Source organism: Nocardioides sp. NPDC127503, assembly GCF_040302165.1.
GTDB lineage: Bacteria > Actinomycetota > Actinomycetes > Propionibacteriales > Nocardioidaceae > Nocardioides.
Window position 1 is genome coordinate 15,924 of record NZ_JBEORH010000014.1, and the last position, 23,426, is coordinate 39,349.

General features: G+C 69.4%; 22 protein-coding genes. 21 read left to right on the forward strand and 1 reads right to left on the reverse strand.

Annotated features, from left to right (window positions below; all coding sequences use genetic code 11):
* Positions 1-180: 180 nt before the first annotated feature.
* From ABTW65_RS25905 to ABTW65_RS25940, 8 genes are read left to right on the forward strand one after another with little or no spacing between them, the layout of a single operon-like run.
* Complete coding sequence (locus ABTW65_RS25905; protein ID WP_350665551.1) at positions 181-936, forward strand: SDR family oxidoreductase; 756 nt, start codon at positions 181-183, stop codon at positions 934-936.
* A complete protein-coding gene (locus ABTW65_RS25910; protein WP_350665553.1) occupies positions 936-1,712 on the forward strand; it encodes an SDR family oxidoreductase in 777 nt (258 codons plus the stop codon). The genes ABTW65_RS25905 and ABTW65_RS25910 overlap by 1 nt, the downstream gene beginning before the upstream one ends.
* Complete coding sequence (locus ABTW65_RS25915) at positions 1,709-2,692, forward strand: NADPH:quinone oxidoreductase family protein (protein WP_350665554.1); 984 nt, start codon at positions 1,709-1,711, stop codon at positions 2,690-2,692. The genes ABTW65_RS25910 and ABTW65_RS25915 overlap by 4 nt, the downstream gene beginning before the upstream one ends.
* Entirely contained in the window at positions 2,689-3,324 is a 636-nt protein-coding gene (locus ABTW65_RS25920; protein WP_350665556.1) for an HAD family hydrolase, read from the forward strand. Before ABTW65_RS25915 ends, ABTW65_RS25920 begins: the two co-directional genes overlap by 4 nt.
* Positions 3,321-4,355 (forward strand): phosphotransferase family protein, encoded by a 1,035-nt coding sequence (locus tag ABTW65_RS25925; RefSeq protein WP_350665557.1) that lies wholly within the window; start codon positions 3,321-3,323, stop codon positions 4,353-4,355. Before ABTW65_RS25920 ends, ABTW65_RS25925 begins: the two co-directional genes overlap by 4 nt.
* 3 nt (positions 4,356-4,358) lie before the next feature.
* On the forward strand, positions 4,359-5,591 hold the full coding sequence (locus ABTW65_RS25930) for an acyl-CoA dehydrogenase family protein (RefSeq protein WP_350665559.1): 1,233 nt from the start codon (positions 4,359-4,361) through the stop codon (positions 5,589-5,591).
* The gene (locus ABTW65_RS25935) at positions 5,588-6,775 is read left to right on the forward strand and encodes an acyl-CoA dehydrogenase family protein (RefSeq protein ID WP_350665561.1); all 1,188 of its coding nucleotides are present in this window, start codon (positions 5,588-5,590) and stop codon (positions 6,773-6,775) included. The genes ABTW65_RS25930 and ABTW65_RS25935 overlap by 4 nt, the downstream gene beginning before the upstream one ends.
* Positions 6,772-7,854 carry an acyl-CoA dehydrogenase family protein gene (locus ABTW65_RS25940; RefSeq protein ID WP_350665563.1) on the forward strand — a complete coding sequence of 361 codons (1,083 nt, stop codon included), beginning with the start codon at positions 6,772-6,774 and terminating at the stop codon, positions 7,852-7,854. The genes ABTW65_RS25935 and ABTW65_RS25940 overlap by 4 nt, the downstream gene beginning before the upstream one ends.
* Positions 7,855-7,926: 72 nt before the next feature.
* Here the strand turns inward: ABTW65_RS25940 and ABTW65_RS25945 are convergent, their stop codons facing one another.
* Positions 7,927-9,141 carry a PucR family transcriptional regulator gene (locus ABTW65_RS25945; RefSeq protein ID WP_350665565.1) on the reverse strand — a complete coding sequence of 405 codons (1,215 nt, stop codon included), beginning with the start codon at positions 9,139-9,141 and terminating at the stop codon, positions 7,927-7,929.
* Between the two features lie 156 nt (positions 9,142-9,297).
* Between ABTW65_RS25945 and ABTW65_RS25950 the strand changes: the two genes are divergently transcribed.
* From ABTW65_RS25950 to ABTW65_RS26010, 13 genes are all read left to right on the forward strand, one after another.
* Entirely contained in the window at positions 9,298-10,116 is an 819-nt protein-coding gene (locus ABTW65_RS25950) for an ABC transporter ATP-binding protein (protein ID WP_350665567.1), read from the forward strand.
* Positions 10,116-10,820, forward strand: coding sequence for an ABC transporter ATP-binding protein (locus ABTW65_RS25955; RefSeq protein ID WP_350665569.1), 705 nt, complete (start codon positions 10,116-10,118; stop codon positions 10,818-10,820). Before ABTW65_RS25950 ends, ABTW65_RS25955 begins: the two co-directional genes overlap by 1 nt.
* A 9-nt stretch (positions 10,821-10,829) precedes the next feature.
* On the forward strand, positions 10,830-11,708 hold the full coding sequence (locus ABTW65_RS25960) for a branched-chain amino acid ABC transporter permease (protein WP_350665571.1): 879 nt from the start codon (positions 10,830-10,832) through the stop codon (positions 11,706-11,708).
* A 3-nt stretch (positions 11,709-11,711) separates the two neighbouring features.
* Positions 11,712-12,794: a branched-chain amino acid ABC transporter permease gene (locus ABTW65_RS25965; RefSeq protein ID WP_350665572.1), complete on the forward strand. Its 1,083-nt coding sequence runs from the start codon at positions 11,712-11,714 to the stop codon at positions 12,792-12,794.
* On the forward strand, positions 12,791-14,119 hold the full coding sequence (locus ABTW65_RS25970) for an ABC transporter substrate-binding protein (RefSeq protein WP_350665574.1): 1,329 nt from the start codon (positions 12,791-12,793) through the stop codon (positions 14,117-14,119). Before ABTW65_RS25965 ends, ABTW65_RS25970 begins: the two co-directional genes overlap by 4 nt.
* A 104-nt stretch (positions 14,120-14,223) precedes the next feature.
* Complete coding sequence (locus tag ABTW65_RS25975) at positions 14,224-15,003, forward strand: SDR family oxidoreductase (protein WP_350665576.1); 780 nt, start codon at positions 14,224-14,226, stop codon at positions 15,001-15,003.
* 10 nt (positions 15,004-15,013) lie between these two features.
* Positions 15,014-15,784: a serine hydrolase gene (locus ABTW65_RS25980; protein WP_350665578.1), complete on the forward strand. Its 771-nt coding sequence runs from the start codon at positions 15,014-15,016 to the stop codon at positions 15,782-15,784.
* Entirely contained in the window at positions 15,781-16,941 is a 1,161-nt protein-coding gene (locus tag ABTW65_RS25985; RefSeq protein WP_350665580.1) for a dipeptide epimerase, read from the forward strand. The genes ABTW65_RS25980 and ABTW65_RS25985 overlap by 4 nt, the downstream gene beginning before the upstream one ends.
* Positions 16,938-17,519 carry a C40 family peptidase gene (locus tag ABTW65_RS25990; protein WP_350665582.1) on the forward strand — a complete coding sequence of 194 codons (582 nt, stop codon included), beginning with the start codon at positions 16,938-16,940 and terminating at the stop codon, positions 17,517-17,519. Before ABTW65_RS25985 ends, ABTW65_RS25990 begins: the two co-directional genes overlap by 4 nt.
* Before the next feature lie 85 nt (positions 17,520-17,604).
* The gene (locus ABTW65_RS25995) at positions 17,605-19,344 is read left to right on the forward strand and encodes a glycerol-3-phosphate dehydrogenase/oxidase (protein WP_350665584.1); all 1,740 of its coding nucleotides are present in this window, start codon (positions 17,605-17,607) and stop codon (positions 19,342-19,344) included.
* 42 nt (positions 19,345-19,386) lie between these two features.
* Entirely contained in the window at positions 19,387-19,986 is a 600-nt protein-coding gene (locus ABTW65_RS26000; RefSeq protein WP_350665586.1) for a hypothetical protein, read from the forward strand.
* Positions 19,987-20,034: 48 nt separating this feature from the next.
* Positions 20,035-21,657, forward strand: a complete 1,623-nt coding sequence (locus tag ABTW65_RS26005; RefSeq protein ID WP_350665587.1) for a succinic semialdehyde dehydrogenase — start codon at positions 20,035-20,037, stop codon at positions 21,655-21,657.
* Positions 21,654-23,366: a GMC oxidoreductase gene (locus tag ABTW65_RS26010; RefSeq protein WP_350665589.1), complete on the forward strand. Its 1,713-nt coding sequence runs from the start codon at positions 21,654-21,656 to the stop codon at positions 23,364-23,366. The genes ABTW65_RS26005 and ABTW65_RS26010 overlap by 4 nt, the downstream gene beginning before the upstream one ends.
* Positions 23,367-23,426 lie beyond the last annotated feature (60 nt).

Genomic DNA, 23,426 nt, shown 5'->3' on the forward strand with positions numbered 1-23,426 from the left:
TGCCAACTCGGCCTCCACAAGTGACGTCTCGTTCTGCAGAACTGACGTCTCGGCCGACGTACCTGACTTCTCGGCATTGCTTGGACGCCGACCTTCCATGTTCTTGGGCTACCCCGTAGAGTGACCGCTGTCACCACCTAAGCAAGCGCTTAGATTAGCCGAGCACACGAGGGAATGAGCATGTCGAGGTTCGAGGGACGTACGGCGATCATCACCGGGGCCAGCCGGGGCATCGGTCTGGGCATCGCCCAGCGCCTGGTGGACGAGGGGGCGAAGGTCGTCATCACGGCGCGCAAGCCCGAGGCGCTGGCGGAGGCGGTCGAGGGGCTGGGCGGCAAGGAAGTGGCCCTCGGCATCGCCGGCAAGGCCGACGACCCCGAGCACCAGGAGGAGGTCGTCAAGGCCGCCATCGAGTCGTTCGGCAGCGCTGACTTCCTGGTCAACAACGCCGGCATCAACCCGAAGGCCGGCGGCCTGATCGACGTGGACCGCGAGTCGATGCGCAAGACCGTCGAGGTCAACTGCCTCTCGCCGATCGGCTGGACCCAGCAGGTCTGGAACCAGTGGATGTCTGAGCACGGCGGCGCGGTCGTCAACATCTCCTCGGTGGCCGGCCTGGCCCCGACCACGCTGATCGCCGCCTACGGCGCGAGCAAGGCGATGCTCAGCTACATCACCCAGGAGCTGTCGGTCGAGCTCGGCCCGAAGGTACGCGTCAACGCGATCCTCCCGGCCGTGGTGAAGACCAAGTTCGCCGAGCTCCTCTACGAGGGCCGCGAGCAGGAGGTCTCGGCGGCCTACCCGCTCAAGCGCCTCGGCACCCCCGAGGACATCGCCGGCGTCGCCTCGTTCCTCCTCTCCGAGGACGCCGGCTGGATGACCGGCCAGCTGGTCACCGTCGACGGCGGCCTCACCCTCGCCGGCGGACGCGTCTGATGGCCCCGGCTCCAGGCAGCACCGCCGTCGTCACCGGCGCCGCGGGTGGGATCGGCCGTGCCCTGGCCGCCCGCCTCGTCGCCGAGGGCGTCCGCGTCGTGGTCAACGACATCGACGACGTACGTCTGGCCGAGACGGCCAAGGAGATCGGCGCCCATCCGGTGGCCGGCGACGCGGCCTCGGTCGAAGGCGTGGCCCGCCTCGTGGAGGCGGCGAAGGACCACCTCGGCCAGATCGACGCGTGGTACGGAAATGCCGGCATCGACCGCGGCATCGGCCTGGACTGTCCCGAGGAGGACTGGCAGGCCTCGCACGAGGTCAACGTGATGGCCCACGTCCGGGCGGCCCGGCTCCTCGTCCCCGACTGGGTCGAGCGAGGCGCTGGTCGCTATGTGGTAACGGCGAGCGCGGCGGGGCTGCTGATGATGGTCGGTACGCCGACCTACTCGGTCACCAAGCACGGCGCGGTCGCCTTCGCGGAGTGGCTCTCGGCGACCTACCGCCACCACGGGATCGTCGTTCAGGCGATCTGCCCGCAGGGCGTACAGACCGGGATGCTCGAGCGGTCGGGACAGATGGCGGGTCTGCTCAGCCGTGACGGCGCGCTGACTCCCGAGCAGGTCGCCGACGTCGCCTGGGAGGCGACCAAGGACGACCGCTTCCTGGTGCTGCCGCACCCGGAGGTGGCCGACTACTACGCCGCGCGGGCCACGCAGACCGACAAGTGGCTCGGCGGGATGAATCGACTCTGGCAGCACGTGGAAGGACAGGTATGAAGGCGTGGCGGATCGACTCGCTCGGCGAGCCCAAGGACGTGATGCGGCTCGAGGAGGTGCACGACCCGACCCCCAGGGCCGGACAGCTCGTCGTGAAGGTGCTGGCCAGCCCGGCCAACTTCCCGGACGTCTTGATGGCCCGAGGTCTCTACCAGGTCAAGCCCGAGCTGCCGTTCACCGCGGGCGTCGAGCTGTGCGGTGAGGTCGTCGCCCTCGGCGAGAGCGTGGAGGGATTCCAGGTCGGGGACCGCGTGATCGGCGGGGGCTCGCTGCCGTACGGCGGCTTCGGCGAGCTCGCTCTGATGGACGCAGCGACCACGTTCCCGGCCCCGGAGGCGCTCAGCGACGCCGAGGCGTCGAGCCTCTACATCGGCTACCAGACCGGCTGGTTCGCGCTCCACCGCCGCGCCCACATCCAGCCCGGCGAGACGCTGCTCGTGCACGCCGCGGCGGGCGGGGTCGGCAGCGCCGCGATCCAGCTCGGCAAGGCCGCCGGGGCCACCGTGATCGGTGTCGTCGGTGGGCCGGAGAAGGCCGAGGTCGCCAAGGAGCTCGGCGCCGACGTGGTCATCGACCGCCACACCGAAGACTTCGTCAAGGTGGTCAAGGAGGTCACCGGCGGCAAGGGCGCCGACGTGATCTACGACCCGGTCGGTGGCGACACGTACGACCGCTCCACCAAGTGCATCGCCTTCGAGGGCCGGATCCTGATCATCGGCTTCGCCGGCGGCCGCATCCAGGAGGCAGCGCTCAACCACTCGCTGATCAAGAACTACTCGATCGTCGGGCTCCACTGGGGTCTCTACAACGCGCTCGCTCCCGACCTGGTCGCCGAGTGTCACCGCGAGCTCACCCGGATGGCGGACGAAGGCAAGATCAAGCCGCTGGTCAGCGAGGAGCTGTCCCTGGACGAGGTGGCCGACGGCGTACAGCGTCTTGCCGACGGCACCACCGTCGGACGGGTCGTGTACGTCGCATGAAGGCTGTCATCTTCGACTACGGCGGGGTGCTGACCACGCCCATCGGCGACTCGATCCGAACCTGGCTGGAGGCTGACGGCATCAGGCCGGAGAGCTTCACGAAGGTGCTCAAGGAGTGGCTGGGCCGCTACGCCGACGCCGGCACCCCGATCCACCGCCTCGAGCTCGGCGAGCTCTCGGTCAAGGAGTTCGACAAGCTCCTGGCCGCTCGCCTGGAGACGTACGACGGCAGCCCGGTCGATTCCGAGGGCGTCCTGTCCCGGCTCTTCGCCGGGATGCGGCCCAACCCGGAGATGTTCGCGCTGGCCGAGGAGCTCCGCGACGCCGGCATCCGGCTCGCCCTGCTCTCCAACAGCTGGGGCAACTTCGACCCCCGCAAGCAGGTCGACGCGCTGTTCGAGGTGGTGGTGATCTCCGAGGAGGTCGCGATGCGGAAGCCGGAAGCACCGATCTTCGACCGCACCCTGAGCAAGCTCGGTCTCCCGGCCGAGGAGTGCCTCTTCATCGACGACGCAGAGCCCAACGTCCTCGGTGCCCGGGCGGTCGGTCTCGACGCACTGCTGCACACAGACCCGGCGAGCACCCGCGCAGCGCTCGCCCGAATGATTCCCACACTCGGAGGTGCCGCGTGACGACCGAACCGCTGCCCGGACTCGACCTGGACCGGCTCGGCCCATGGCTGGCCAAGAACCTGGACGGCGCCGGCGCCGACCTGAGCGCCACCCACATCTCCGGAGGCAAGTCCAACCTGACGTACGCCGTCTCCGACGGCACCAATGAGTGGATCGTCCGTCGCCCGCCGCTGGGGCACGTGCTCGCCACCGCGCACGACATGAAGCGTGAGCACACGGTGATCACCGCGCTGCGCGACACCGACGTACCGGTGCCGCACACCTACGCGTTCTGCAATGACGAGGAGGTGCTCGGGGCGCCGTTCTACGTGATGGAGAAGGTCGACGGCCGGCCCTACCGCTACGCCCGCGAGCTCGAGCCGCTCGGCGCCGAGCGGACCAGGGCGATCTCGGAGCAGCTCATCGACGTGATGGCCTCGCTGCACGCGGTCGACCCGGCCGCGGTCGGGCTGAGCGAGTTCGGCCGCCCCGAGGGGTTCCTGTCGCGCCAGGTCAGGCGCTGGAAGAAGCAGCTCGACGCGTCGTACTCGCGCGACCTGCCCGCCGCCGACGAGCTCCACTCGTTGCTGGAGGCGCGGGTGGGTGCCGCCGAGGCCGCCTCGACCGGGCCGGGGATCGTGCACGGCGACTACCGGCTCGACAACGTGCTGACCTCCACCGACGACCAGATCAAGGCGGTCGTCGACTGGGAGATGGCCACGCTCGGCGACCCGGTCACCGACCTGGCGATCCTGCTCACCTACCAGCGGATGGCCACGGTCTCCGGCGACGGGACCGTGACCGACGTCAGCAACGCAGCCGGCTGGCTCTCCGAGGACGAGATCATCGCCCGCTACGACGCGGCCAGCCCGCGCGACCTGAGCGAGTTCGGCTTCTACCTCGGGCTCGCCGCCTACAAGCTCGCCGCGATCCTCGAGGGGATCCACTACCGCTACCTCAAGGGCCAGACCGTAGGGCCCGGTTTCGACAAGATCGGGGACGGGATCCACCCGCTCCTGGACATGGGACTGTCTGCAATGAAGGAGAAGTGACGCATGGATTTCGCACCCGACGCCAGGACCGAGGAGCTCGTCGCCTCGGTATGGGACTTCCAGAAGACGTACGTCGAGCCCAACGAGGCCGTCTTCGAGGAGCAGCTCGCGGCCCAGGACGACAAGTGGGCCTGGGACAGCGTCCCGGTTCTCGGCGAGATCCGCGCCGAGGCCCGCAAGCGCGGCCTGTGGAACCTCTTCCTGCCCGGTGAGGGCGGAGCGGGCCTGACCAACCTGCAGTACGCCCCGCTGGCCGAGATCACCGGCCGCAGCCACCTCGCGCCGGCCGCGTTCAACTGCGCCGCGCCCGACACGGGCAACATGGAGGTGCTGCACGACTTCGGCAACGAGGCGCAGCAGAAGGAGTGGCTGGAGCCGCTCCTGGACGGGCAGATCCGCAGCGCCTTCGCGATGACCGAGCCGGCCGTCGCCTCCTCCGATGCGACCAACATCGAGACCTCGATCGTGCCCGACGGCGACGAGTACGTCATCAACGGCCGCAAGTGGTGGATCACCGGCGCGATGAACCCGAACGCCAAGATCCTCATCGTGATGGGCAAGACCGACCCGTCCGCCGAGCGCCACAAGCAGCAGTCGATGATCCTGGTGCCCCGCGACACCCCGGGCCTCACGATCAAGCGCGGCATGGAGGTCTTCGGCTACGACGACCACGACCACGGCGGCCACGCGGAGCTGATCTTCTCCGACGTACGCGTCCCGGAGGGCAATCTCATCGGGACCGAGGGCATGGGATTCGCGATCGCGCAGGCTCGTCTGGGCCCCGGTCGTATCCACCACTGCATGCGCTCCATCGGCCTGGCCGAGCGGGCGATCGAGCTGATGTGTGCCCGGGTCGAGGAGCGGGTCGCCTTCGGCAAGCCGCTCTCCGAGCAGGGCGTGATCCGCGACTGGATCGCCGAGTCTCGGGTGCGGATCGAGCAGCTGCGGCTCCTCGTCCTCAAGACCGCCTGGCTGATGGACACCGTCGGCAACAAGGGCGCCCACACCGAGATCCAGGCGATCAAGATCGCCACCCCGGCAACGGTCCAGTGGATCCTCGACAAGGCGATCCAGGCACACGGCGCCGGTGGCCTCTCCCAGGACTTCCCGCTGGCCAAGTCCTACGCCGGCATCCGTACGCTGCGGTTCGCCGACGGCCCCGACGAGGTGCACAAGAACGCCCTGGCCAAGGCCGAGCTGCGCAAGCAGGCAGCGCGGCGGGAGGGACGCCAGTGACTCCCGAGGAGCTGCGAGGTCGGGTCGAGACATTCCTCGCCGAGCATCCGGTCGAGACGACCGAGCCGAGCGCCTTCCTGCACGCCCGCTATCAGGCCGGCCTGGCCTGGGTCGCGTTCCCCGAGGGCCACGGTGGTCTCGGTGCCTCCAGGGCCCTGCAGCCGCTTGTCTCCGACCTCTTCGAGGCGGCCGGCGCCCCCGACAACAACCCGCGACGCAACGGGATCGGGCTCGGCATGGCCGCGCCGACGATCCTGGCCTACGGCACCCCGGAGCAGAAGTCGCGGTTCCTGGAGCCGCTGTGGTGCGGTGAGGAGATCTGGTGCCAGCTCTTCTCCGAGCCCGGCGCCGGCTCCGACCTCGCCGGCCTGGCGACCCGAGCCGTCCTCGACGGTGACGAGTGGGTCGTCAACGGGCAGAAGGTGTGGACCTCGGGTGCCCACAACGCCGACTTCGCGATCCTCGTCGCCCGTACCGACCCGGACGTCCCGAAGCACCGCGGTCTGACCTACTTCTTGTGCGATATGCACGATCCGGGCGTCGAAGTGCGGCCGCTGCGCCAGATCACCGGCGAGGCGGAGTTCAACGAGGTCTTCCTGACCGATGTGAGGATCCCTGACGCCCACCGGCTCGGCGCCGTCGGGCAGGGATGGGAGGTCGCCAACGCCACCCTCAACAACGAGCGTGTCGCCATCGGCGGCGCCGCCATGCCTCGCGAGGGCGGGATGCTTGGCGTAGTCGCCGAGTCGTGGCGTACGCATCCGGAGAACCACACCCCGGAGCTGCGCGACCGGCTGCTGAGGCTGTGGGTCGAGTCGGAGGTGGCCCGGCTGACCGGGACACGGCTGCGGCAGAAGCTGGCCGTCGGCCAGCCCGGCCCCGAGGGGTCGGCGATGAAGCTGACCTTCGCCAAGATCAACCAGCAGCTCACCGGCCTCGATCTCGAGCTGCGCGGCGAGGAGGGGCTTCGCTACGAGGACGGCGACGGCTGGGCGATGGTCCGGCCCGAACACGTCGACTTCGGCGGCCGCGACGCCGTCTATCGCTACCTGCGCGCCAAGGGCAACTCCATCGAGGGCGGCACCTCAGAGATCCTGCGCAACATCGTGGCCGAGCGAGTCCTCGGTCTCCCCGGGGAGCACCGGGTCGACAAGGACGTTTCCTGGAAGGAGATCCCGCGATGAGTGATGTAGAGCTGCTCGACAACGAGCTCGATGCCGACCTGCGTGGCACGGTCAGGTCGTTCCTGGCCGAGCGCTGCGCGCCGGCCGACGTGGTCAAGGCGTACGACGGGGACAGCTCGCTCACCCCGGTCCTGTGGAAGGGCCTCGCCAGCGAGCTCGGGCTCGCGGGGCTGCTGATCCCGGAGTCGTACGGCGGTGCCGGGGCATCCGCCCGCGAGGCCGCAGTGGTGCTGGAAGAGCTGGGCCGGGCGGTTGCCCCGGTTCCGTTCCTGACCAGCTCCGTCGTGGCGACCTCGGTCCTGCTGGCCGGGCCCACCGAAGCGGGTGCGGAGCTGCTGGCCGCACTGGCCTCGGGGGAGCGGACCGCGGCCCTGGCCGTGCCGCTCGCGACCACGACGGTCCAGCCGTTGGAGCCCGGCGAGACCGAGATCCGGTCGGTCGCCGGCGCTCTGGAGGCGGACACGCTCCTGGTGCCGGTGAGGACGCTCGACGGCATCGAGATCCGAGCCGTCCCCGCGGACCGGGCGACGATCGCCCCGGTGAGCTCGCTCGACATGACCCGCCAGCTCGCCGATGTCACCCTCGACCCCGCCTCCGGCGAGGTCGTCGTGGCCGCTGAGCACGGTGCCGAGGGCGTACGTTCGGGTCTGCTGGCCGGGGCCGCGCTGATGGCCTCCGAGCAGGTCGGGGTGGCGCAGTGGTGCTTGACCACGACGGTGGAGTACCTCAAGGTCCGGCGTCAGTTCGGCCGGATCGTCGGTGGCTACCAGGCGCTCAAGCACCGGCTCGCCGACCTCTACACCAACGTCGAAGGTGCCGGCGCGGCTGCGCGCTACGCCGCCGGGGCGCTGGCTCTCGGAGACGCCAAGGAGACCGAGATCGCGACCCACGTCGCCGCCGCGTACTGCGGTGACCTGGCCGTCACCGCGGCCGAGGAGGCGGTGCAGCTGCACGGCGGCATCGGCATGACGTGGGAGCACCCCGCCCACCTCTACCTCAAGCGGGCCAAGGCCGACCAGATCGCGTACGGCCTCCCCGGCCTCCATCGCGACCGTCTGGGGGCCCTGGTCGACATCTGATGCCGAGGCGTCACGCCGGTCGGCCGAGTGGGCATCACGGTGCCACCTCGGCCGACGCGGGCGACGCCTCGGCTACTTCTCCAGCGCCATCAGGGCGAGCGCGAACAGGAGGCGGTCACGCGGGTCGGAGATGCTCTTCCCGGTGAGGTCCTGGATCTGCTTGATGCGGTAGATGACCGTGTTGCGGTGGCAGATCAGGTCCTCGGCGGCGTGGGTTGGCGAGCCGCCGTGCGCGATGAGGGCGCGGAGCGTCGCCAGCAGCACGTCTGACTGGTGGGTCGGCTGCGCCTGGATCGGGCCGAGGGTGCGGCGTACGAGCAGGTGGGAGACCGCGGGGGACGCGGTCAGCAGCACCTGCGGGAGGCGGTCGTCGACGACCGCGATGTCCGTACGCCCTCGGGGCACCGTCTCCACCGTGTGCGTGGCGAGCTGGAAGGCGGTGCCGAAGCCGCCGAGGTCGTCGGCGGTGGCGATGCCGACGCGGCCCGAGTTGCAGCAGGCGAGCTGCTCGACCAGGTCGGCGACGGCCTCCGCGACCGGGCGTGACCCCAGCGGGACCAGCCCGAAGTGGTGGTCGCCGCGGACGTGCCAGAACGACACCAGGCCGGCCTTCTCGAGCCGGTCGTCGGGGTTGCGCAGCGGTGAGTCGCGGTTGCCGTCGAAGGCGGCGACCACGCAGGCCATCCGCGCGTCGGCGGCGACCCCGAGGATGTCCTGCACCTCGGCGGCGAACGCTGGGTCGCCGCCGCGGCCCTCCGCCAGGCCGTCGAGGAGGCGGCCCTGGAGCTGCAGGTCGCGGCGCTGCAGCAGCGCCGCCTCCTTCCGGTAGGCCCCCGACATCACCGAGTTCTGCACGTCCAGGTCGGTCCACACCTGGCGCCCGGCGAGCACCATCACCCGGTCGTCGATCCCCAGCTCCTCCTGCTGGTGGACCATCGCCTCCCACAGCATCCGGGTGCCGACGGTGTAGGCGTTGAGGCAGTACTCCAGAGGTACGCCCTGCCGCGCGCGCCGCCGGCCGGTGTCGCGCCACAGGTCGACGGGATTGGCTCCGGGGGTCATTCCGGCCATGGCCCGGATGCCGCGGCGTACGTGTTCCCGCGTGCTCGAACGCAGGTCGGCGCGCACCGACGGATCGGCGTTCTGATGCCACTCCGGCTGGATCGCGATCAGGGTCAGCGTGATGTCGTCGGCGATCGCGTCCGCCTGGTTCACCAGCGAAGCCCAGGCACGTTCCACCAGCGGGCGGAGTTCCGCGTCGGGAGCTGTGTCACTCGTCACACCCATGTGCGGAGCGTCCCATGCCCACTGCCGTATACGCCAGCAAACCAGGGAATCTCAGTCGGAGCGCCCGAAAGATTTTGTGCGCGTTGCCCATATCCCCAGTTGTGCGGAGAGTCCAAAGTGATAGCCGTCACAACAGGCGAAGGGAGCATGATGCAGATGCCTGGCGAAGACCCGCCGCTGTTCGCGGTGGAGGGAGTCTCGGTCCGGTTCGGGGGCGTGCGCGCCCTCGAGGACGTCTCCTTGGAGGTCGCGCCCCATGAGGTGCTCGGCGTCATCGGCCCCAACGGTGCCGGCAAGACCACTTTGTTCAACGTCGTGTGCGGCTTCGTCAGCCCCGCAGAGGGCGAGCTGCGTCTCCGCGGCGAGACGATCCACGACCTCCGTCCGCACCAGCTCGCCGGTCATGGCATCGCCCGGACCCTGCAGGGACTCGGGCTCTTCGAGCGGATGACGGTGCTCGACAACGTGATGGTCGGAGCCGACCGTCTCGCCCGCGCCGGCTTCGTACGCGGCCTGCTCGGCCTCGGCCACCGCGACGACGCCCGGCTGGCCGCCAAGGCGCGGGAGGTCCTCGGCGAGCTCGGGATCGAGTCGTACGCCGCCCGCTACCCGGGCAGCCTGCCTTACCCGATCCGGAAGAAGGTCGCGCTGGCGCGGGCCCTGGTGGCCGAGCCGGAGCTGCTGCTCCTCGACGAGCCCGCCAGCGGGCTGAGCGCCGAGGAGATGAGCGAGCTCGGCGAGATCATCACCGGTCTGACCGAACGCACCGCCGTGATGCTCGTCGAGCACCACATGGACCTGGTGATGTCGGTCTGCCACCGGATCACCGTGCTCGACTTTGGCCGCGTCATCGCCGCCGGCTCACCCGACCAGATCCGCAACGACCCGGCCGTCCTCGCCGCCTACCTGGGTGACCAGGTCGAGCACGACGACGCCGCCGAGGTCCACGCCCTGACCGTCGCCGAGGAGGCCTGATGTTCGCCGTCGAGGACCTGAGCGCTGCGTACGGACCCGTCAAGGCGCTCAACGGCGTCACCTTCACCGCGTCGAGAGGCCAGGTCACCGCGGTCCTGGGCGCCAACGGCGCCGGCAAGACCACGCTGCTGCGCACAGTGTCCGGACTGGTGAAGTCCAGCAAGGGCAGCGTGAAGCTGGACGGCAAGGACATCACGCGCACCGCGACCGAGAAGCTGACCTCGTACGGCCTCTCCCACGTCCCGGAGGGGCGCGGCGTGATCGCCGAGCTGACTGTCACCGAGAATCTTCGGCTCGGTGGGCTGCACCGCGCGACCGGCTCCGAGCCGATGCCGGTCGAGCGGGTCTTCGAGCTCTTCCCGCGCTTGGGCGAGCGACGCGAGGCCACCGCCCACATGCTCTCGGGCGGTGAGCGGCAGATGCTCGTCATCGGCCGTGCGCTGATGGCGCGGCCGACCGTACTCCTGCTCGACGAGCCCTCTCTGGGGCTCGCGCCCCGGGTGGTCGCCCAGATCTTCGACCTGCTCCGCGGGCTGGTGCAGACCGAGGAGCTCACCGTCGTCCTGGTCGAGCAGAACGCCCGCAGTGCCCTGTCCATCGCTGACCACGGAGTCGTGCTCAACCTCGGCAAGGTCGTCGCCTCGGCGCCGGCCGCCGAGCTGGCCGCCGACGAGCAGCTCCGCCACGCCTATCTCGGGTTCTGAGGAGCAGACATGCAGCAGTTTCTCGACACCACCCTCGGAGGGCTGGTCCTGGGCGCGGTCTACGCCGCGTTCGCGCTGGCCCTGTGCCTGATCTGGCGCTCGACCCGGATCGTCAACTTCGCCCAGGCGGCGATGGCGATGGTGACCACCTACATCGCGCTCTCGCTGATCAACGCCGACGTGCCCTACTGGGTCGCCTTCATGGCAGCCCTCGCGGCCGGGTTCGGGCTCGGCGCCGTGATCGAGCGGGTCATCATCCGCCCGGTCGAAGGCAAGGCCGAGCTCAACGCGGTGATCCTCACCCTCGGGCTGTTCATGGTGCTCCACGGCCTGACCGCGATCACCTTCGGCGTCCAGCACCGCGGCTTCCCGGCCCCGGTCAGCACCAACGCGATCACCGTCGGCGACACCTCGATCGGGATCACCCCGTTCGGCATCCTCACGATCGTCGTGGTCGCCGTCGTGATGGCCGGGCTCGTCGTCCTCTTCCGCTTCACCGACCTGGGGCTGCGGATGCGGGCGGCAGCGTTCAACGGCGAGGTCTCCCGGCTCCTGGGCGTACGCGTCGGCCGCATGCTCACCCTCGGCTGGGCGCTCGCCGCGGCCGTGGGTGCGGTGGCCGGGATGCTCATCGCCGGTGGCGACCTGGTGAACCCGGCGTTCATGGACCCGTTCGTGATCTACGGCTTCATCGCCGCCGTGCTGGGCGGCCTCGACTCGCCGCTCGGGTCGGTGATCGGCGGCCTGATCCTCGGCCTCTCGCTCTCCTACGTCACCGGCTACGTCGGTGAGCACCTGGCGCCGCTGGTCGCGCTCGGGATCTTGATGGTGGTGCTGCTGGTGCGTCCCAGCGGCCTCTTCGCGGCCGCCGCGGCCAGGAGGGTCTGACTCATGGAACGTCTGCGTTCTCTCGTCCGTCCGGTGACCTCGGTGCCGCTGACACGTCACGTCATCGTCGCCCTGATCGCCTTCGTGGTCGCCATGGCCGTGATCGGCAGCTCGAGCCAATATCTGCAGACCCGCTACGCCGAGATGGCCTACTTCGCCATCGCCGCCGGTGGCCTCACGCTCCTGACCGGTCTCTCCGGCCAGCTCTCCCTGGGCCACGGCGCGCTCATGGCGGTCGGGGCGTACGCCGCCACCCTCGTGCTCGAGCGCACCGGTGGCGAGACCCTGGCCGACGTCTTCGTCGCCCTGCTGGTCGCGATCGCGGTCTGTGCCGTGGTCGGGGTGCTGGTCGGGGTCCCGGCGGCGCGGCTGCACGGGCCGTACATCGCCGGAGCGACGCTGACCCTGGCCGTCGCGGTGCCCCGGCTGGCCAACCAGTGGGAGTTTCTCGGCGGCGAACAGGGCCTCCAGGTGCCCGTGCCCCGCGCCACCGACCTCCCGGTCTGGATCCAGGACCTGGTCTGGTTCTTCACCGCCGTCGAGATCGACCAGTACTCCTTCCTCGCCTACCTCGGCTGGCTGCTGCTCGCGATCACCTTCGTGGCGCTCGCCAATCTGAGCCGGTCCCGGGTCGGTCGTCGCTGGCGGGCGGTGCGGGACGACGACGTCTCGGCCGAGCTGGCCGGCATCCACCTCGGCCGCGCCCGCGTGGTCGCCTTCACCGTCAGCGCCATGGCTGCCGGTCTCGCCGGCGGGCTGATGGCCATGAACGTACGTCTCACGGCACCGGGCGCGTTCACGATCACGCTCTCGCTGACCCTGCTGGCCGCGGTCGTCCTGGGCGGGCTCGGCAGCCTGACCGGAGCGCTCATCGGGGCCGGCGTACTCGCCTTTCTTCCTCACTTCGCCACCGATCTCGGGGAGTCGGTCGGGCTCAGCGCAACCCAGGCCGCAGAGGTCACCCCGGTGGTCTACGGGCTGGTGCTGATGCTCGTCATCCTCCTCGCTCCGGCGGGGATCGTCGGCAGCCTGCGCACTTTCCTGGCGCGCTCAACTCTCGGGTCAACCAAGGAGAAGACAACATGAGAAACACTGCACGCAGAGCCGTACAGGTCGTCTGCGTCCTCACCACTGCCTCCCTCCTCGCGGCCTGTGGCGCGGGGCAGGAAAGGCCGTCCGAGGACGGGTCGGCGGTCGGCGTCACCGACAGTTCGATCAAGGTCGGTGCGCACTTCCCGCTGACCGGCCCGGCCGCACCCGGCTACTCGGAGATCCCCTCCGGCCATCAGGCGTTCTATGAGTACGTCAACGACAACGGTGGCGTCCACGGCCGAGACATCGAGATGGTCGTCAAGGACGACGCCTACAACCCGACCAACACCAGCGCCGTCACCAACGACATGATCCTGCAGGACGAGATCTTCGCGATGGTCGGCGGCCTCGGCACCCCCACGCACCGCGCGGTCGTGCAGCGGCTCAACGACGACGGCATCCCTGACCTCTTCGTCTCCAGCGGCTCGCTGCAGTGGGGCGACGACCCGTCCGCCTCGCCGATGACGTTCGGCTGGCAGCCTGACTACGAGATCGAGGGCAAGGTCATCGGCCAGTACGTCAAGGAGAACATGCCCGACGCCAAGGTCGGCCTCTTCCTGCAGGACGACGACTTCGGCGAGGACGGCGAGAAGGGCGCGCGGCAGTTCCTCGACGCTCAGATCGTCGACGTACAGAAGTACACGCCGGGTGGGTCGACCGACTTCTCCCCGCAGATGTCCTCGTTCAAGTCCAAGGGCGTCGACCTGGTGATCGGCTTCAACACGCCGTCCTACACCGCGCTGAGCCAGATCGCCGCGCAGGGCGTCGGCTTCAAGTCGAAGTGGTTCTACTCGAACGTCGGCTCGGACCCGGCGCTCGTCGGCGGACTGCTCGCCTCGATGACCAAGGGCAAGATCCCGGCCGAGCAGGGCGTGAAGCTGATGGACGGGATGATGACCACCGAGTACATCCCCGGCGTCGACGCTCCTGAGGACGAGTGGGTCAAGCTCTGGCAGAAGGTCTGGGACGAGTACTCCAAGAAGGGCTCGGAGAAGCTGAGCAACTACCGGATCTACGGCATGTCGCAGGCCTACACCTTCGTCCAGGCGCTGCAGGCCAACGGCAAGGACCTGACCCGCGAGTCGATCGTGGAGACGATCGAGAAGGAGGGTTCCTCCTTCGAAGGCCCCGGGATGGCGCCCTTCCGCTTCTCCGAGGACTCCCACATGGGCATCTCCGGGATGAGCGTGGTCGAGATCAAGAACGGTGCCTCCGAGCCGCTCACGCCGGTCCTCGTCACCGACATCGGCGACGCCCCCATCGAGGAGGACGACAGCGCCGCCTCGGACGCCCCGCCCTCGTCGGGGCTGCCCGAATGAGATGGCCGAGTGATCGGTACTGATCAGTAGGTTGCTGCACGTTCACGGACCGGCCTCGGTTACAGTGATTAACCCTCACTAACGCCACTGGAGGTGGTCGGTCCGTGAACGTACTCGCACCCGGGAGCGGGGTCGTTGTGACCGGAGCAGCCCGAGGAATCGGGAGAGCTCTGGCCACGCGGTTCGCGGCGGAAGGATGTCGCGTCGTCGTAGCCGACATCGACGACGCCGAGCTCCGCTCGGTGGCAGACTCGATCGGCGCCCTTGCGGTCCCCGGCGACGCCGCCTCAGCCGCCGGCACCGCGGCACTCGTGGACGCTGCCCGGGAGGAGCTCGGCAAGATCGACGCCTGGTACGGCAACGCGGGAGTCGAGCGCGGCCGCGGCCTCGAGGCCTCCGACCACGCCTGGATGACCTCGTACGAGGTCAACGTCCTCGCCCACGTACGCGCGGCGCGGCTGCTGCTGCCGGAGTGGGTCGCCCGCGGTGCTGGTCGGTTCGTGGTCACCTCCTCCTCCGCGGGTCTCCTCACGCTGCTCGGCTCTCCCTCCTACGCGGCAACCGAGCACGCCGAGATCGCCTTCGCCGAGTGGCTCGCCGCCACCTACCGGCACCAGGGCGTCGTCGCTCAGGCGATCGTCGCGCGCAGCGTGAAGACGGCGATGCTCGAGCGCTCCTCCGGACTCCCGGGTTTCCGGTCGGCCGAGGGCGCGCTCACCGCTGAGGAGGTCGCCGACGCCGTCTGGGATGCCGGGCAGAGCTCGCAGTTCTGGATCTCGCTCGAGCCCGACGTGGCCGAGGAGTACGCCACGCGTGCCTCTGACGTCGACGCCTGGATCGACGACGTGAACCGTGTCCGGCAGGAGCTCGACCGGACCGACTAGTCTCACCGACGTGGAACCTTTGGTCTCGACCTGGCTCAGTGGCCTCGACGGCATCCCGACCCAGGCCCACAACGTCAACCAGCAGCACTATGCGGCGAGCCTGATGAAGGTGCCCGTCGCGATCGCCGCCTATCGGCTGCGCGACCGCGGGCTGCTGTCGCTGGACGAGCCGATCACGGTTCATCCCGACTTCGACTCGGCCGTCGTCGGGTCGCGTTTCGAGATGGACCCGGCCGAGGACCAGGACCCCGACACCTGGGCGGCGGTCGGGTCTCCGCTGCCGCTGGGTGATCTCGTACGCCGCTCCCTGACCGTCTCCGGCAACCTGGCCGTCAATCTTGTGCTCGAGCGGGTCGGGCTCGACGAGGTCGCCGCGGTGCTCGCCGACGCCGGCGTGACGCCGATGACGACGGTCTCGCGGGGGATCGAGGACGCGCCCGCGCGCGAGGCCGGGCTGCAGAACCTGGTGACTGCCAACGACATGGGCAAGCTGCTCACCAAGCTCGCCTCCGGCCGGCTGCTGTCGCCCGAGTCGACCGCCGAACTGGAGGGGATCCTGGTCGCCCAGGAGTATCGCGACGCGATCCCGCTCGGGGTGCCCGAGGACGCTGTCGTCGGCAACAAGACCGGCTGGATCGACGGCGTACGCCACGACATGGCGATCATCCGGCCCGCGCAGGGTGAACCGCAGGTGATGGTCGTGCTCACGACCGGCCTGGACGACGACGAGTCGGAGTTCCGGATCAGCGAGGTCGCGCGCTATCTGTGGTCGACCCTGTGACTTCTCCCCGCATCGTCGCGGTGCGCACCCAGCGTGTCCGGGTGCCGTTGCACACCCCGTTCGTGACGGCTCTGCGGCGTACGGAGTTCGCGGAGACGGTCGTCGTCACGATCGAGGACTCCGACGGGTGCGTCGGCTGGGGTGAGGCGCCGCAGGTCTGGAGGGTCACCGGTGACTCGCTCGCCGGGTCCACCGCGGCGCTGGAGGGGCCCATCTTCGACGCGCTGGTCGGTGCCGTTGCCGATCTGACCTCGGCGGGCCTGATCCAGGGCTCAGTCGTCGGCAACCGGTCGGCCAAGATGGCCGCTGACATCGCGCTGCACGACCTCGTCGCCCGGCGGGCCGGCGTGTCCATGACCGAGCATCTGAAGTCCCATGCGTCACAGCGTTCAGGCAATTCCTGCACTTCTCGGGCAATGCAACGCCAGAGAAGTGCAGGAATACCCGGTGAACCGGGTATTCCAACGGACCTCACCACTGACATGACCCTCTCCGTTGGCACCGCCGACGAGCTCGCGGAAGCAGCGGCCGCCCGAGCGCGCGACGGGTTCACGACGCTCAAGATCAAGGTCGGGACCGATGCCGCGGGCGATGCCGAGCGGGTGCTCGCGGTCCGTGAGGCGGCCTCGGGATGCGTACTCCGGCTCGACGCCAACACCGGCTGGCGAGCGGACGAGGCGGTGGCGGTGCTGACGACCCTGGCCGACCAGGATGTCGAGCTGGAGTTCGTCGAGCAGCCGGTCGCCCGGCGAGACCTGGAGGCGATGGCGTACGTCCGGCGTCACCAGCCCTACAAGATCCTGGCCGACGAGTCGGTCTTCGACCTCGAGGACCTCGTCGACGTCATCCGCGCCGGCGCGGCGGACGCGGTCAACATCAAGCTGGCCAAGTGTGGCGGTCTGACGCCCGCGATCGAGCTGCTGGAGATCGCCACGAGCCACGGTCTCGGCCGTCTCGTCGGCTGCATGATGGAGTCCCACCTCGGCATCGGCGCGGCCGCGTCCCTGGTCGCGGCGGCAGGCATCCCCGGCGAGCAGGACCTCGACGCGGGCTGGTGGGCGAAGACCAGTCCGTATATCGGTGGCGTCGGCTACGACGGCCCCCGCATCCTGTTCCCCGACGCCCCCGGCCTCGGCATCGAAGGAGTCCTCTCGTGACCACCGTCAAGCAGCCCACCTTCGTCGTGTCCGAGCCCGCTGACGACGCGGAGCACGAGACCGAGGTCGTCCCGGGCGAGGAGATCGTCGTCCTGAAGACGCAGGGGGAATGGGCGTACGTCGTCGTCCCCTCCCACGCGTCGACGAAGGACGAGCGGGGCTATCCCGGCTGGCTCCCGACGGCCGTTCTCGCCGAGCCCGTGGCCACCCTGCTGAGCAAGGCTCGGAGCTACCTCGGCGTCCCCTACGTCTGGGGCGGCACCACCGAAGCCGGCATCGACTGCTCCGGCCTGATCTTCCGAGCCGCGGAGGCCATCGGCGTGCGTCTCCCGCGAGACGCCCGCGACCAGGCCGCCGCGCTCGAGCCGATCGACCTCGATGAGGTCCGGCCGGGCGACCTCTACTTCTTCGCGGAGGACCCCGGCGACCGCATCACCCACGTCGCCATCGCGACCGCGCCACCCGAGCCCGACGGCGTACGTCCGATGATCCACGCCGACGGCGACAAGATGGTCGTCGTCGAGGAGCCGATGGCTCCGGACCGCCTCCCCACTCTTGTCAGCGCCGCCCGTCTGTGACGGCTGCGTGACGTATCAACCGGCGCCGGTGAATTTCTCGCGCGCCAGAAGTGACAATTCGGCGTGGTGAGTTAACTTCGAACGTATGACTCGTACAGGGGCACTGAGTCCACACAGCCGCGACCTCGCGATCGGCACGATGGTCGGTGCTGCGGGGGAGACTGAGCTCGACGTACTCGTCGTCGGTGGGGGTGTGACCGGCGCCGGAGTGGCGCTGGACGCCGTCACCAGAGGCCTGAGCACGGGGCTGGTGGAGCAGCGCGACCTGGCCTCGGGAACGAGCTCGCGGAGCTCGAAGCTCGTCCACGGCGGACTCCGCTACCTCGAGATGCTCGACTTCGAGCTGGTCCGCGAGGCGCTCCAGGAACGTGGCCTGCTGCTCAACACCCTGGCCCCGCACCTGGTCCGGCCGGTGCCGTTCCTCTACCCGCTGACCAACCCCGTGTGGGAGCGCGCCTACATCGGCGCCGGCCTGGCGCTCTACGACGGGATGGCCAGCTTCGGGCCACTCTCCGGGATGGGCAACTCCGGCCTGCCGCGCCACCGCCACCTCACCCGCAGGGGCGTCGCCCGGATCGCCCCCGACTTCCGCACCGACGCGATCACCGGCGCGATCCAGTACTACGACGCCCAGGTCGACGACGCCCGCCTGGTCATGACCATCGCCCGCACCGCCGCCTCCCACGGCGCCCACATCGCGACCCGGGTCCAGGTGACCGGGTTCCTGCGCGAAGGCGAGCGGGTCGTCGGGGTCCGGGCCCGCGACCTCGAGCACGACCAGGACCTGGTCATCCGGGCCAAGACCGTCGTCAACGCCGCCGGGGTGTGGACCGACGAGATCCAGGACATGGTCGGCGGCCGCGGCGCCCTGCACGTCAAGGCGTCCAAGGGCATCCACCTCGTCGTCCCGCGCGACAGGATCCGCTCCGAGTCGGGCTTCATCGTCCGCACCGAGAAGTCGGTCCTCTTCGTGATCCCGTGGGGCCGCCACTGGATCATCGGCACCACCGACACCCCGTGGACCTACGACCTCGCCCACCCGGCGGCCTCCAAGACCGACATCGAGTACGTCCTGGAGCACGTCAACGCGATCCTGCGCGTGCCGCTCGACCTGGAGGACGTCGAGGGCGTGTACGCCGGGCTCCGCCCGCTCCTGACCGGCGAGTCCGACCAGACCGCCGGTCTCAGCCGCGAGCACACCGTGGTCACGCCGCTGCCGGGTCTGGTGCTGATCGCCGGTGGCAAGCTGACGACCTACCGGGTGATGGCCAAGGACGCCGTCGACGCCGCGGCCCACTCGCTCGGCACGACCACCAACATGACCCTGCGCGACTCGATCACCGACAAAGTCCGGCTGGTCGGGGCCGAGGGCTTCGAGACCCGCTCGAACCAGCGGGTCCTGCTCGCCCGTCGCTCCGGCCTCCACGTGGCCCGGATCGACCACCTCCTGGGTCGCCACGGTGGCCTGATCGACGACGTGCTCGACCTCATTCAGGAGCGCCGCCCGCTCGCGCTGCCTCTGGAAGGCGCCGAGGACTACCTGGCCGCCGAGGTCGTCTACGCCGTCAACAACGAGGGCGCCCGCCACCTCGACGACGTGCTCGAGCGCCGCACCCGGATCTCGATGGAGACCTTCGACCGAGGCGTGAGCGCTGCGCCGGGGGTCGCCAAGATCATGGCCGACGAGCTCGGCTGGGACGAGCAGCGCGCCAAGGAGGAGGTCGACCACTACCTGCGCCGCATCGAGGCCGAGCGCCGCTCCCAGCTTCAGGTCACCGACGAGGAAGCAGACCGCGCGCGGCTGGAGGTTGAAGACCTCGTCTGAATTGCCGTGGCGGACAAGCGGTTGACGTAGCAATCTGACTCCATGTTCTTGGTCGCTGATCCCCCCGAGCCGCTGGCCACCGATGATTTCGTGCTTGCCCCGCTTCGCCCCGAGCTGCTCGACCTGGACACCGAGGCCTACCTGGCCAGCCCGGACGTGATCCGCGACCACAGCTGCGGCAGGTGGCCGCTGGAGGGCTTCGGCAGCGACGACAACCTGCCGCTGGTGATCCGGCACTGGTCCGACCACCAGGCGAAACGGGCCTTCACCTACCTCTTCCTCGACCCCGAGGGCACCTCCTCCCTCGGCTGCCTCTACGTGCAGCCGCTGTTCCCCTACCTGGAGGCGATGGGCGCCGACGCCCAGACCCTGCTCAGGTACGCAGGTGGGTCCACCGCCCGGGTCAGCTACTGGCTCCGCCAGGACCGAAAGCCCGAGCTCACCGCATCGGTCGCCGAGCGGCTGGACGAGTGGCTGCGTACGAAATGGCCGTTGGACGCCTATCTCTACCGAGCCGCGCCGGCGGAGGAGTGCACCGTGCACGCCCTCGACCGGCTGCCCCTGGACCGCGTCGACATCGACCTTCCGGCCGAGCGTCACGACTATCTGTGGTGGGCCGCGGATGTTCGCATGGTGAGTTAGTGGGACGACTGTCTGGCTTCCGAGACGCCCGTCACATACCCTCGGTACATGAGCGCATCCAACCCGACTTCTTCCGGCGGCCCGATCGTCGAGGGCCCGCTCGATCCCGAGCACGACGCCACGGCGTCCCTGGCCCTCGAGCCTGACTACGTCGCCCGCCTGACCGGCCGCGTCGTGGCGACCACGGGGGAGTCCCGAGAGGTCATCAGTCCGCTCAACGGGGCGCCGCTGGCGCACATCCCGCAGTCGAGCGATGACGATGTCGCCGCGGCCTTCGCCAAGGCCCGGGTCGCGCAGGAGAAGTGGGCCGCGACCCCGGTCGCCGAGCGCGAGCGCATCCTGATCAAGCTGCACGACCTGGTCCTCGACCGGCAGGACGAGATCCTCGACCTGATCGTGCTGGAGTCGGGCAAGGCCCGCAAGCACGCCTTCGACGAGCCGCTGCACATCGCCCTGACCGCCCGCTACTACGGCCGCAGGAGCAGCAAGATCCTCGACACCGAGCGCAAGCTCGGCGTCATCCCGGTGCTCACCAGGGTCGAGCTCAACCACGTCCCCAAGGGCGTCGTCGGCATCATCAGCCCGTGGAACTACCCGTTCACGATGGCGCTGTGCGACGGCATCGCCGCGATCGCCGCGGGCAACGCGGTCGTCATCAAGCCCGACTCGCAGACCATGCTCAGCGCGCTCCTCGGGGCCGAGCTGCTCGCGGAGGCCGGTCTCCCGGAGAACCTGTGGACCGTCGTCGCGGGTCCTGGCTCGAAGGTCGGCACCAGCATCATCCAGCGCGCCGACTACGTCTGCTTCACCGGCTCGACCAACACCGGCAAGCTCGTCGCCAAGCAGGCCGCGGAGCGTCTGATCGGCGCCAGCCTCGAGCTCGGTGGGAAGAACCCGATGCTGATCCTGAAGGACGCCGACATCGAGAAGGCTGCCGAGGGCGCGACCCGCGCGGTCTTCTCCAACTCCGGCCAGCTGTGCGTGAGCGTCGAGCGGCTCTTCGTCGACGACAAGGTCTATGACCGTTTCGTGGAGCGTTTCGTGGCTCGCACCCAGGCGATGACCCTCGGCGCCACCCTGGGCTGGGAGAACGACATGGGCACCCTGATCTCGCAGGCCCAGGTCGACACCGCGACCACCCACGTCGAGGACGCCGTCTCCAAGGGCGCCCGCGTGCTCACCGGCGGCAAGGCTCGCCCCGACCTGGCGCCGTTCTTCTTCGAGCCGACCATCCTCGAGGGCGTCACCCCGGAGATGACTTGCTTCGGCAACGAGACCTTCGGCCCGGTCGTCTCGATCTACCGCTTCCACAGCGAGGAGGAGGCGATCGAGCGCGCCAACGACGGCGAGTACGGCCTCAACGGCTCGATCTACAGCCGCGACACCTCGCGCGCCCGCCGCATCGCCCGCCAGGTCAAGTGCGGCACGATCAACATCAACGAGGCCTTCGGCGCCACCTTCGCCAGCATCGACGCCCCGATGGGCGGCATGCGCGAGTCCGGCCAGGGCCGTCGCCAGGGTGTCGAGGGCATCCTGCGCTACACCGAGACCCAGTCGGTCGCGTCCCAGGCCATCCTGCGCTTCGCTCCCCAGTTCGGGATGAGCGACCAGGCGTACGCCAAGTTCATGACGGCCTCGCTGCGCGTGCTGAAGTCGCTGGGCCGCGCATGACCCATTACGACGTACTCATCATCGGGTCGGGCTTCGGTGGATCGGTCAGCGCGCTGCGCCTGACCGAGAAGGGCTACTCCGTCGGAGTGGTCGAGGCGGGTCGCCGGTTCAGCGACGACGAGCTGCCCAACACCTCCTTCGACCTGCGCAAGTACCTCTGGGCGCCGGCGATCGGCTGCTACGGGATCCAGCGCATCGACATGGTCAAGGACGCGGTCATCATGGCCGGCGCCGGGGTCGGTGGCGGCTCGCTGGTCTACGCCAACACCCTCTACGAGCCGCTCGACCCGTTCTACGAGGACCCTTCCTGGAGCCACATCACCGACTGGAAGGACGAGCTCGCGCCCTACTACGAGCAGGCCAAGCGGATGCTCGGCGTCACGCTCTACCCCCACCTGACTCCTGCTGACGAGGTCATGCAGAAGGTCGCGGCCGAGGCTGGACGCGGGGACACCTTCCACAAGGCGCCGGTCGGCGTCTTCTTCGGTGGCCCGGGCCATGTGGAAGGGCAGGAGGTTACTGACCCCTACTTCGGCGGGGAGGGTCCTGACCGGCGTACGTGCACCAACTGCGGCGAGTGCATGACCGGCTGCCGCCACAACGCGAAGAACACCCTGGTCAAGAACTACCTCTACCTGGCCGAGAAGAACGGCGCCGAGGTGCACCCGCTGACCACGGTCACCCGCGTCTACCCGGCCAAGACCGGGAGCGGGTACGTCATCGAGACCCGCTCCACCAAGGCCAAGCTGGGCATCGGCCGCACGAAGCGGTTCACCGCCGACCAGGTGATCTTCTCTGCGGCCTCGCTCGGCACCCAGAAGCTCCTCCACAAGCTCAAGCGCACCGGCGACCTCCCGCAGATCTCCCCGCGCCTGGGTGAGCTGACCCGCACCAACTCGGAGTCGATCCTGGGCGCGATCGCCCCTGACAACGCCATCGACTACACCGAGGGCGTGGCGATCACCTCCTCGTGGCACCCCGACGAGCACACCCACATCGAGCCGGTCCGCTACGGGCACGGCAGCAACGCGATCGCGGCGATGCAGACGGTGCTCACCGAAGGTGGTCCCCGGCGGTTCCGCCGGTGGCTCAAGGAGATGTGGCTGCAGCGCCGGTCGCTGCGTACGTTCTACGACTTCAAGCACTGGTCCGAGCGCACCGTCATCGCGCTGGTCATGCAGGCGCTGGACAACTCGATCACCACCTTCCCGAAGCGCACGATCTTCGGGTGGCGGATGTCGTCCAAGCAGGGCCACGGCAAGCCCAACCCGACCTGGATCCCCGCCGGCCTCGACGCCGTGCGGAAGATGGCCGGGGTGATGAGCTCGGGCGAGAAGCAGGGGTACGCCGGCGGCACGATCGGGGAGCCGTTCAACAAGCCGATGACCGCCCACTTCATCGGTGGCTGCACCATCGGCGACTCGGTGGACACCGGCGTGATCGACCCCTACCAGCGGCTCTACGGCCACGACGGCCTGCACGTCGTCGACGGCTCCGCGATCTCCGCCAACCTGGGCGTGAACCCGTCGCTGACGATCACCGCACAGGCCGAGCGGGCGATGGCGTTCTGGCCCAACAAGGACCAAGCCGACCCGCGGCCGGAGCTCGGTGCCGGTTACGCGCGGATCCAGCCCGTCACGCCGGCCTCGCCTGCGGTGCCCGCGAGTGCGCCGGCCGCCCTGCAGCTGCCCATCGTTGACGTACGGTGACCAACTTGTTGCCGTAGTGACACCGACTGCGCAGGAATTTTCTGGCAGGAAGTTTTTAGT

What these genes read in the sequence shown, in the direction of transcription:
- ABTW65_RS25905 (WP_350665551.1), top strand. Translation starts at nt 181, where the DNA reads ATGTCGAGGTTCGAGGGACGTACGGCGATCATCACCGGGGCCAGCCGG.
- ABTW65_RS25910 (WP_350665553.1), top strand. Translation starts at nt 936, where the DNA reads ATGGCCCCGGCTCCAGGCAGCACCGCCGTCGTCACCGGCGCCGCGGGT.
- ABTW65_RS25915 (WP_350665554.1), top strand. Translation starts at nt 1,709, where the DNA reads ATGAAGGCGTGGCGGATCGACTCGCTCGGCGAGCCCAAGGACGTGATG.
- ABTW65_RS25920 (WP_350665556.1), top strand. Translation starts at nt 2,689, where the DNA reads ATGAAGGCTGTCATCTTCGACTACGGCGGGGTGCTGACCACGCCCATC.
- ABTW65_RS25930 (WP_350665559.1), top strand. Translation starts at nt 4,359, where the DNA reads ATGGATTTCGCACCCGACGCCAGGACCGAGGAGCTCGTCGCCTCGGTA.
- ABTW65_RS25940 (WP_350665563.1), top strand. Translation starts at nt 6,772, where the DNA reads ATGAGTGATGTAGAGCTGCTCGACAACGAGCTCGATGCCGACCTGCGT.
- ABTW65_RS25945 (WP_350665565.1), bottom strand. Translation starts at nt 9,141, where the DNA reads ATGGGTGTGACGAGTGACACAGCTCCCGACGCGGAACTCCGCCCGCTG.
- ABTW65_RS25950 (WP_350665567.1), top strand. Translation starts at nt 9,298, where the DNA reads ATGCCTGGCGAAGACCCGCCGCTGTTCGCGGTGGAGGGAGTCTCGGTC.
- ABTW65_RS25955 (WP_350665569.1), top strand. Translation starts at nt 10,116, where the DNA reads ATGTTCGCCGTCGAGGACCTGAGCGCTGCGTACGGACCCGTCAAGGCG.
- ABTW65_RS25960 (WP_350665571.1), top strand. Translation starts at nt 10,830, where the DNA reads ATGCAGCAGTTTCTCGACACCACCCTCGGAGGGCTGGTCCTGGGCGCG.
- ABTW65_RS25965 (WP_350665572.1), top strand. Translation starts at nt 11,712, where the DNA reads ATGGAACGTCTGCGTTCTCTCGTCCGTCCGGTGACCTCGGTGCCGCTG.
- ABTW65_RS25970 (WP_350665574.1), top strand. Translation starts at nt 12,791, where the DNA reads ATGAGAAACACTGCACGCAGAGCCGTACAGGTCGTCTGCGTCCTCACC.
- ABTW65_RS25995 (WP_350665584.1), top strand. Translation starts at nt 17,605, where the DNA reads ATGACTCGTACAGGGGCACTGAGTCCACACAGCCGCGACCTCGCGATC.
- ABTW65_RS26000 (WP_350665586.1), top strand. Translation starts at nt 19,387, where the DNA reads ATGTTCTTGGTCGCTGATCCCCCCGAGCCGCTGGCCACCGATGATTTC.
- ABTW65_RS26005 (WP_350665587.1), top strand. Translation starts at nt 20,035, where the DNA reads ATGAGCGCATCCAACCCGACTTCTTCCGGCGGCCCGATCGTCGAGGGC.
- ABTW65_RS26010 (WP_350665589.1), top strand. Translation starts at nt 21,654, where the DNA reads ATGACCCATTACGACGTACTCATCATCGGGTCGGGCTTCGGTGGATCG.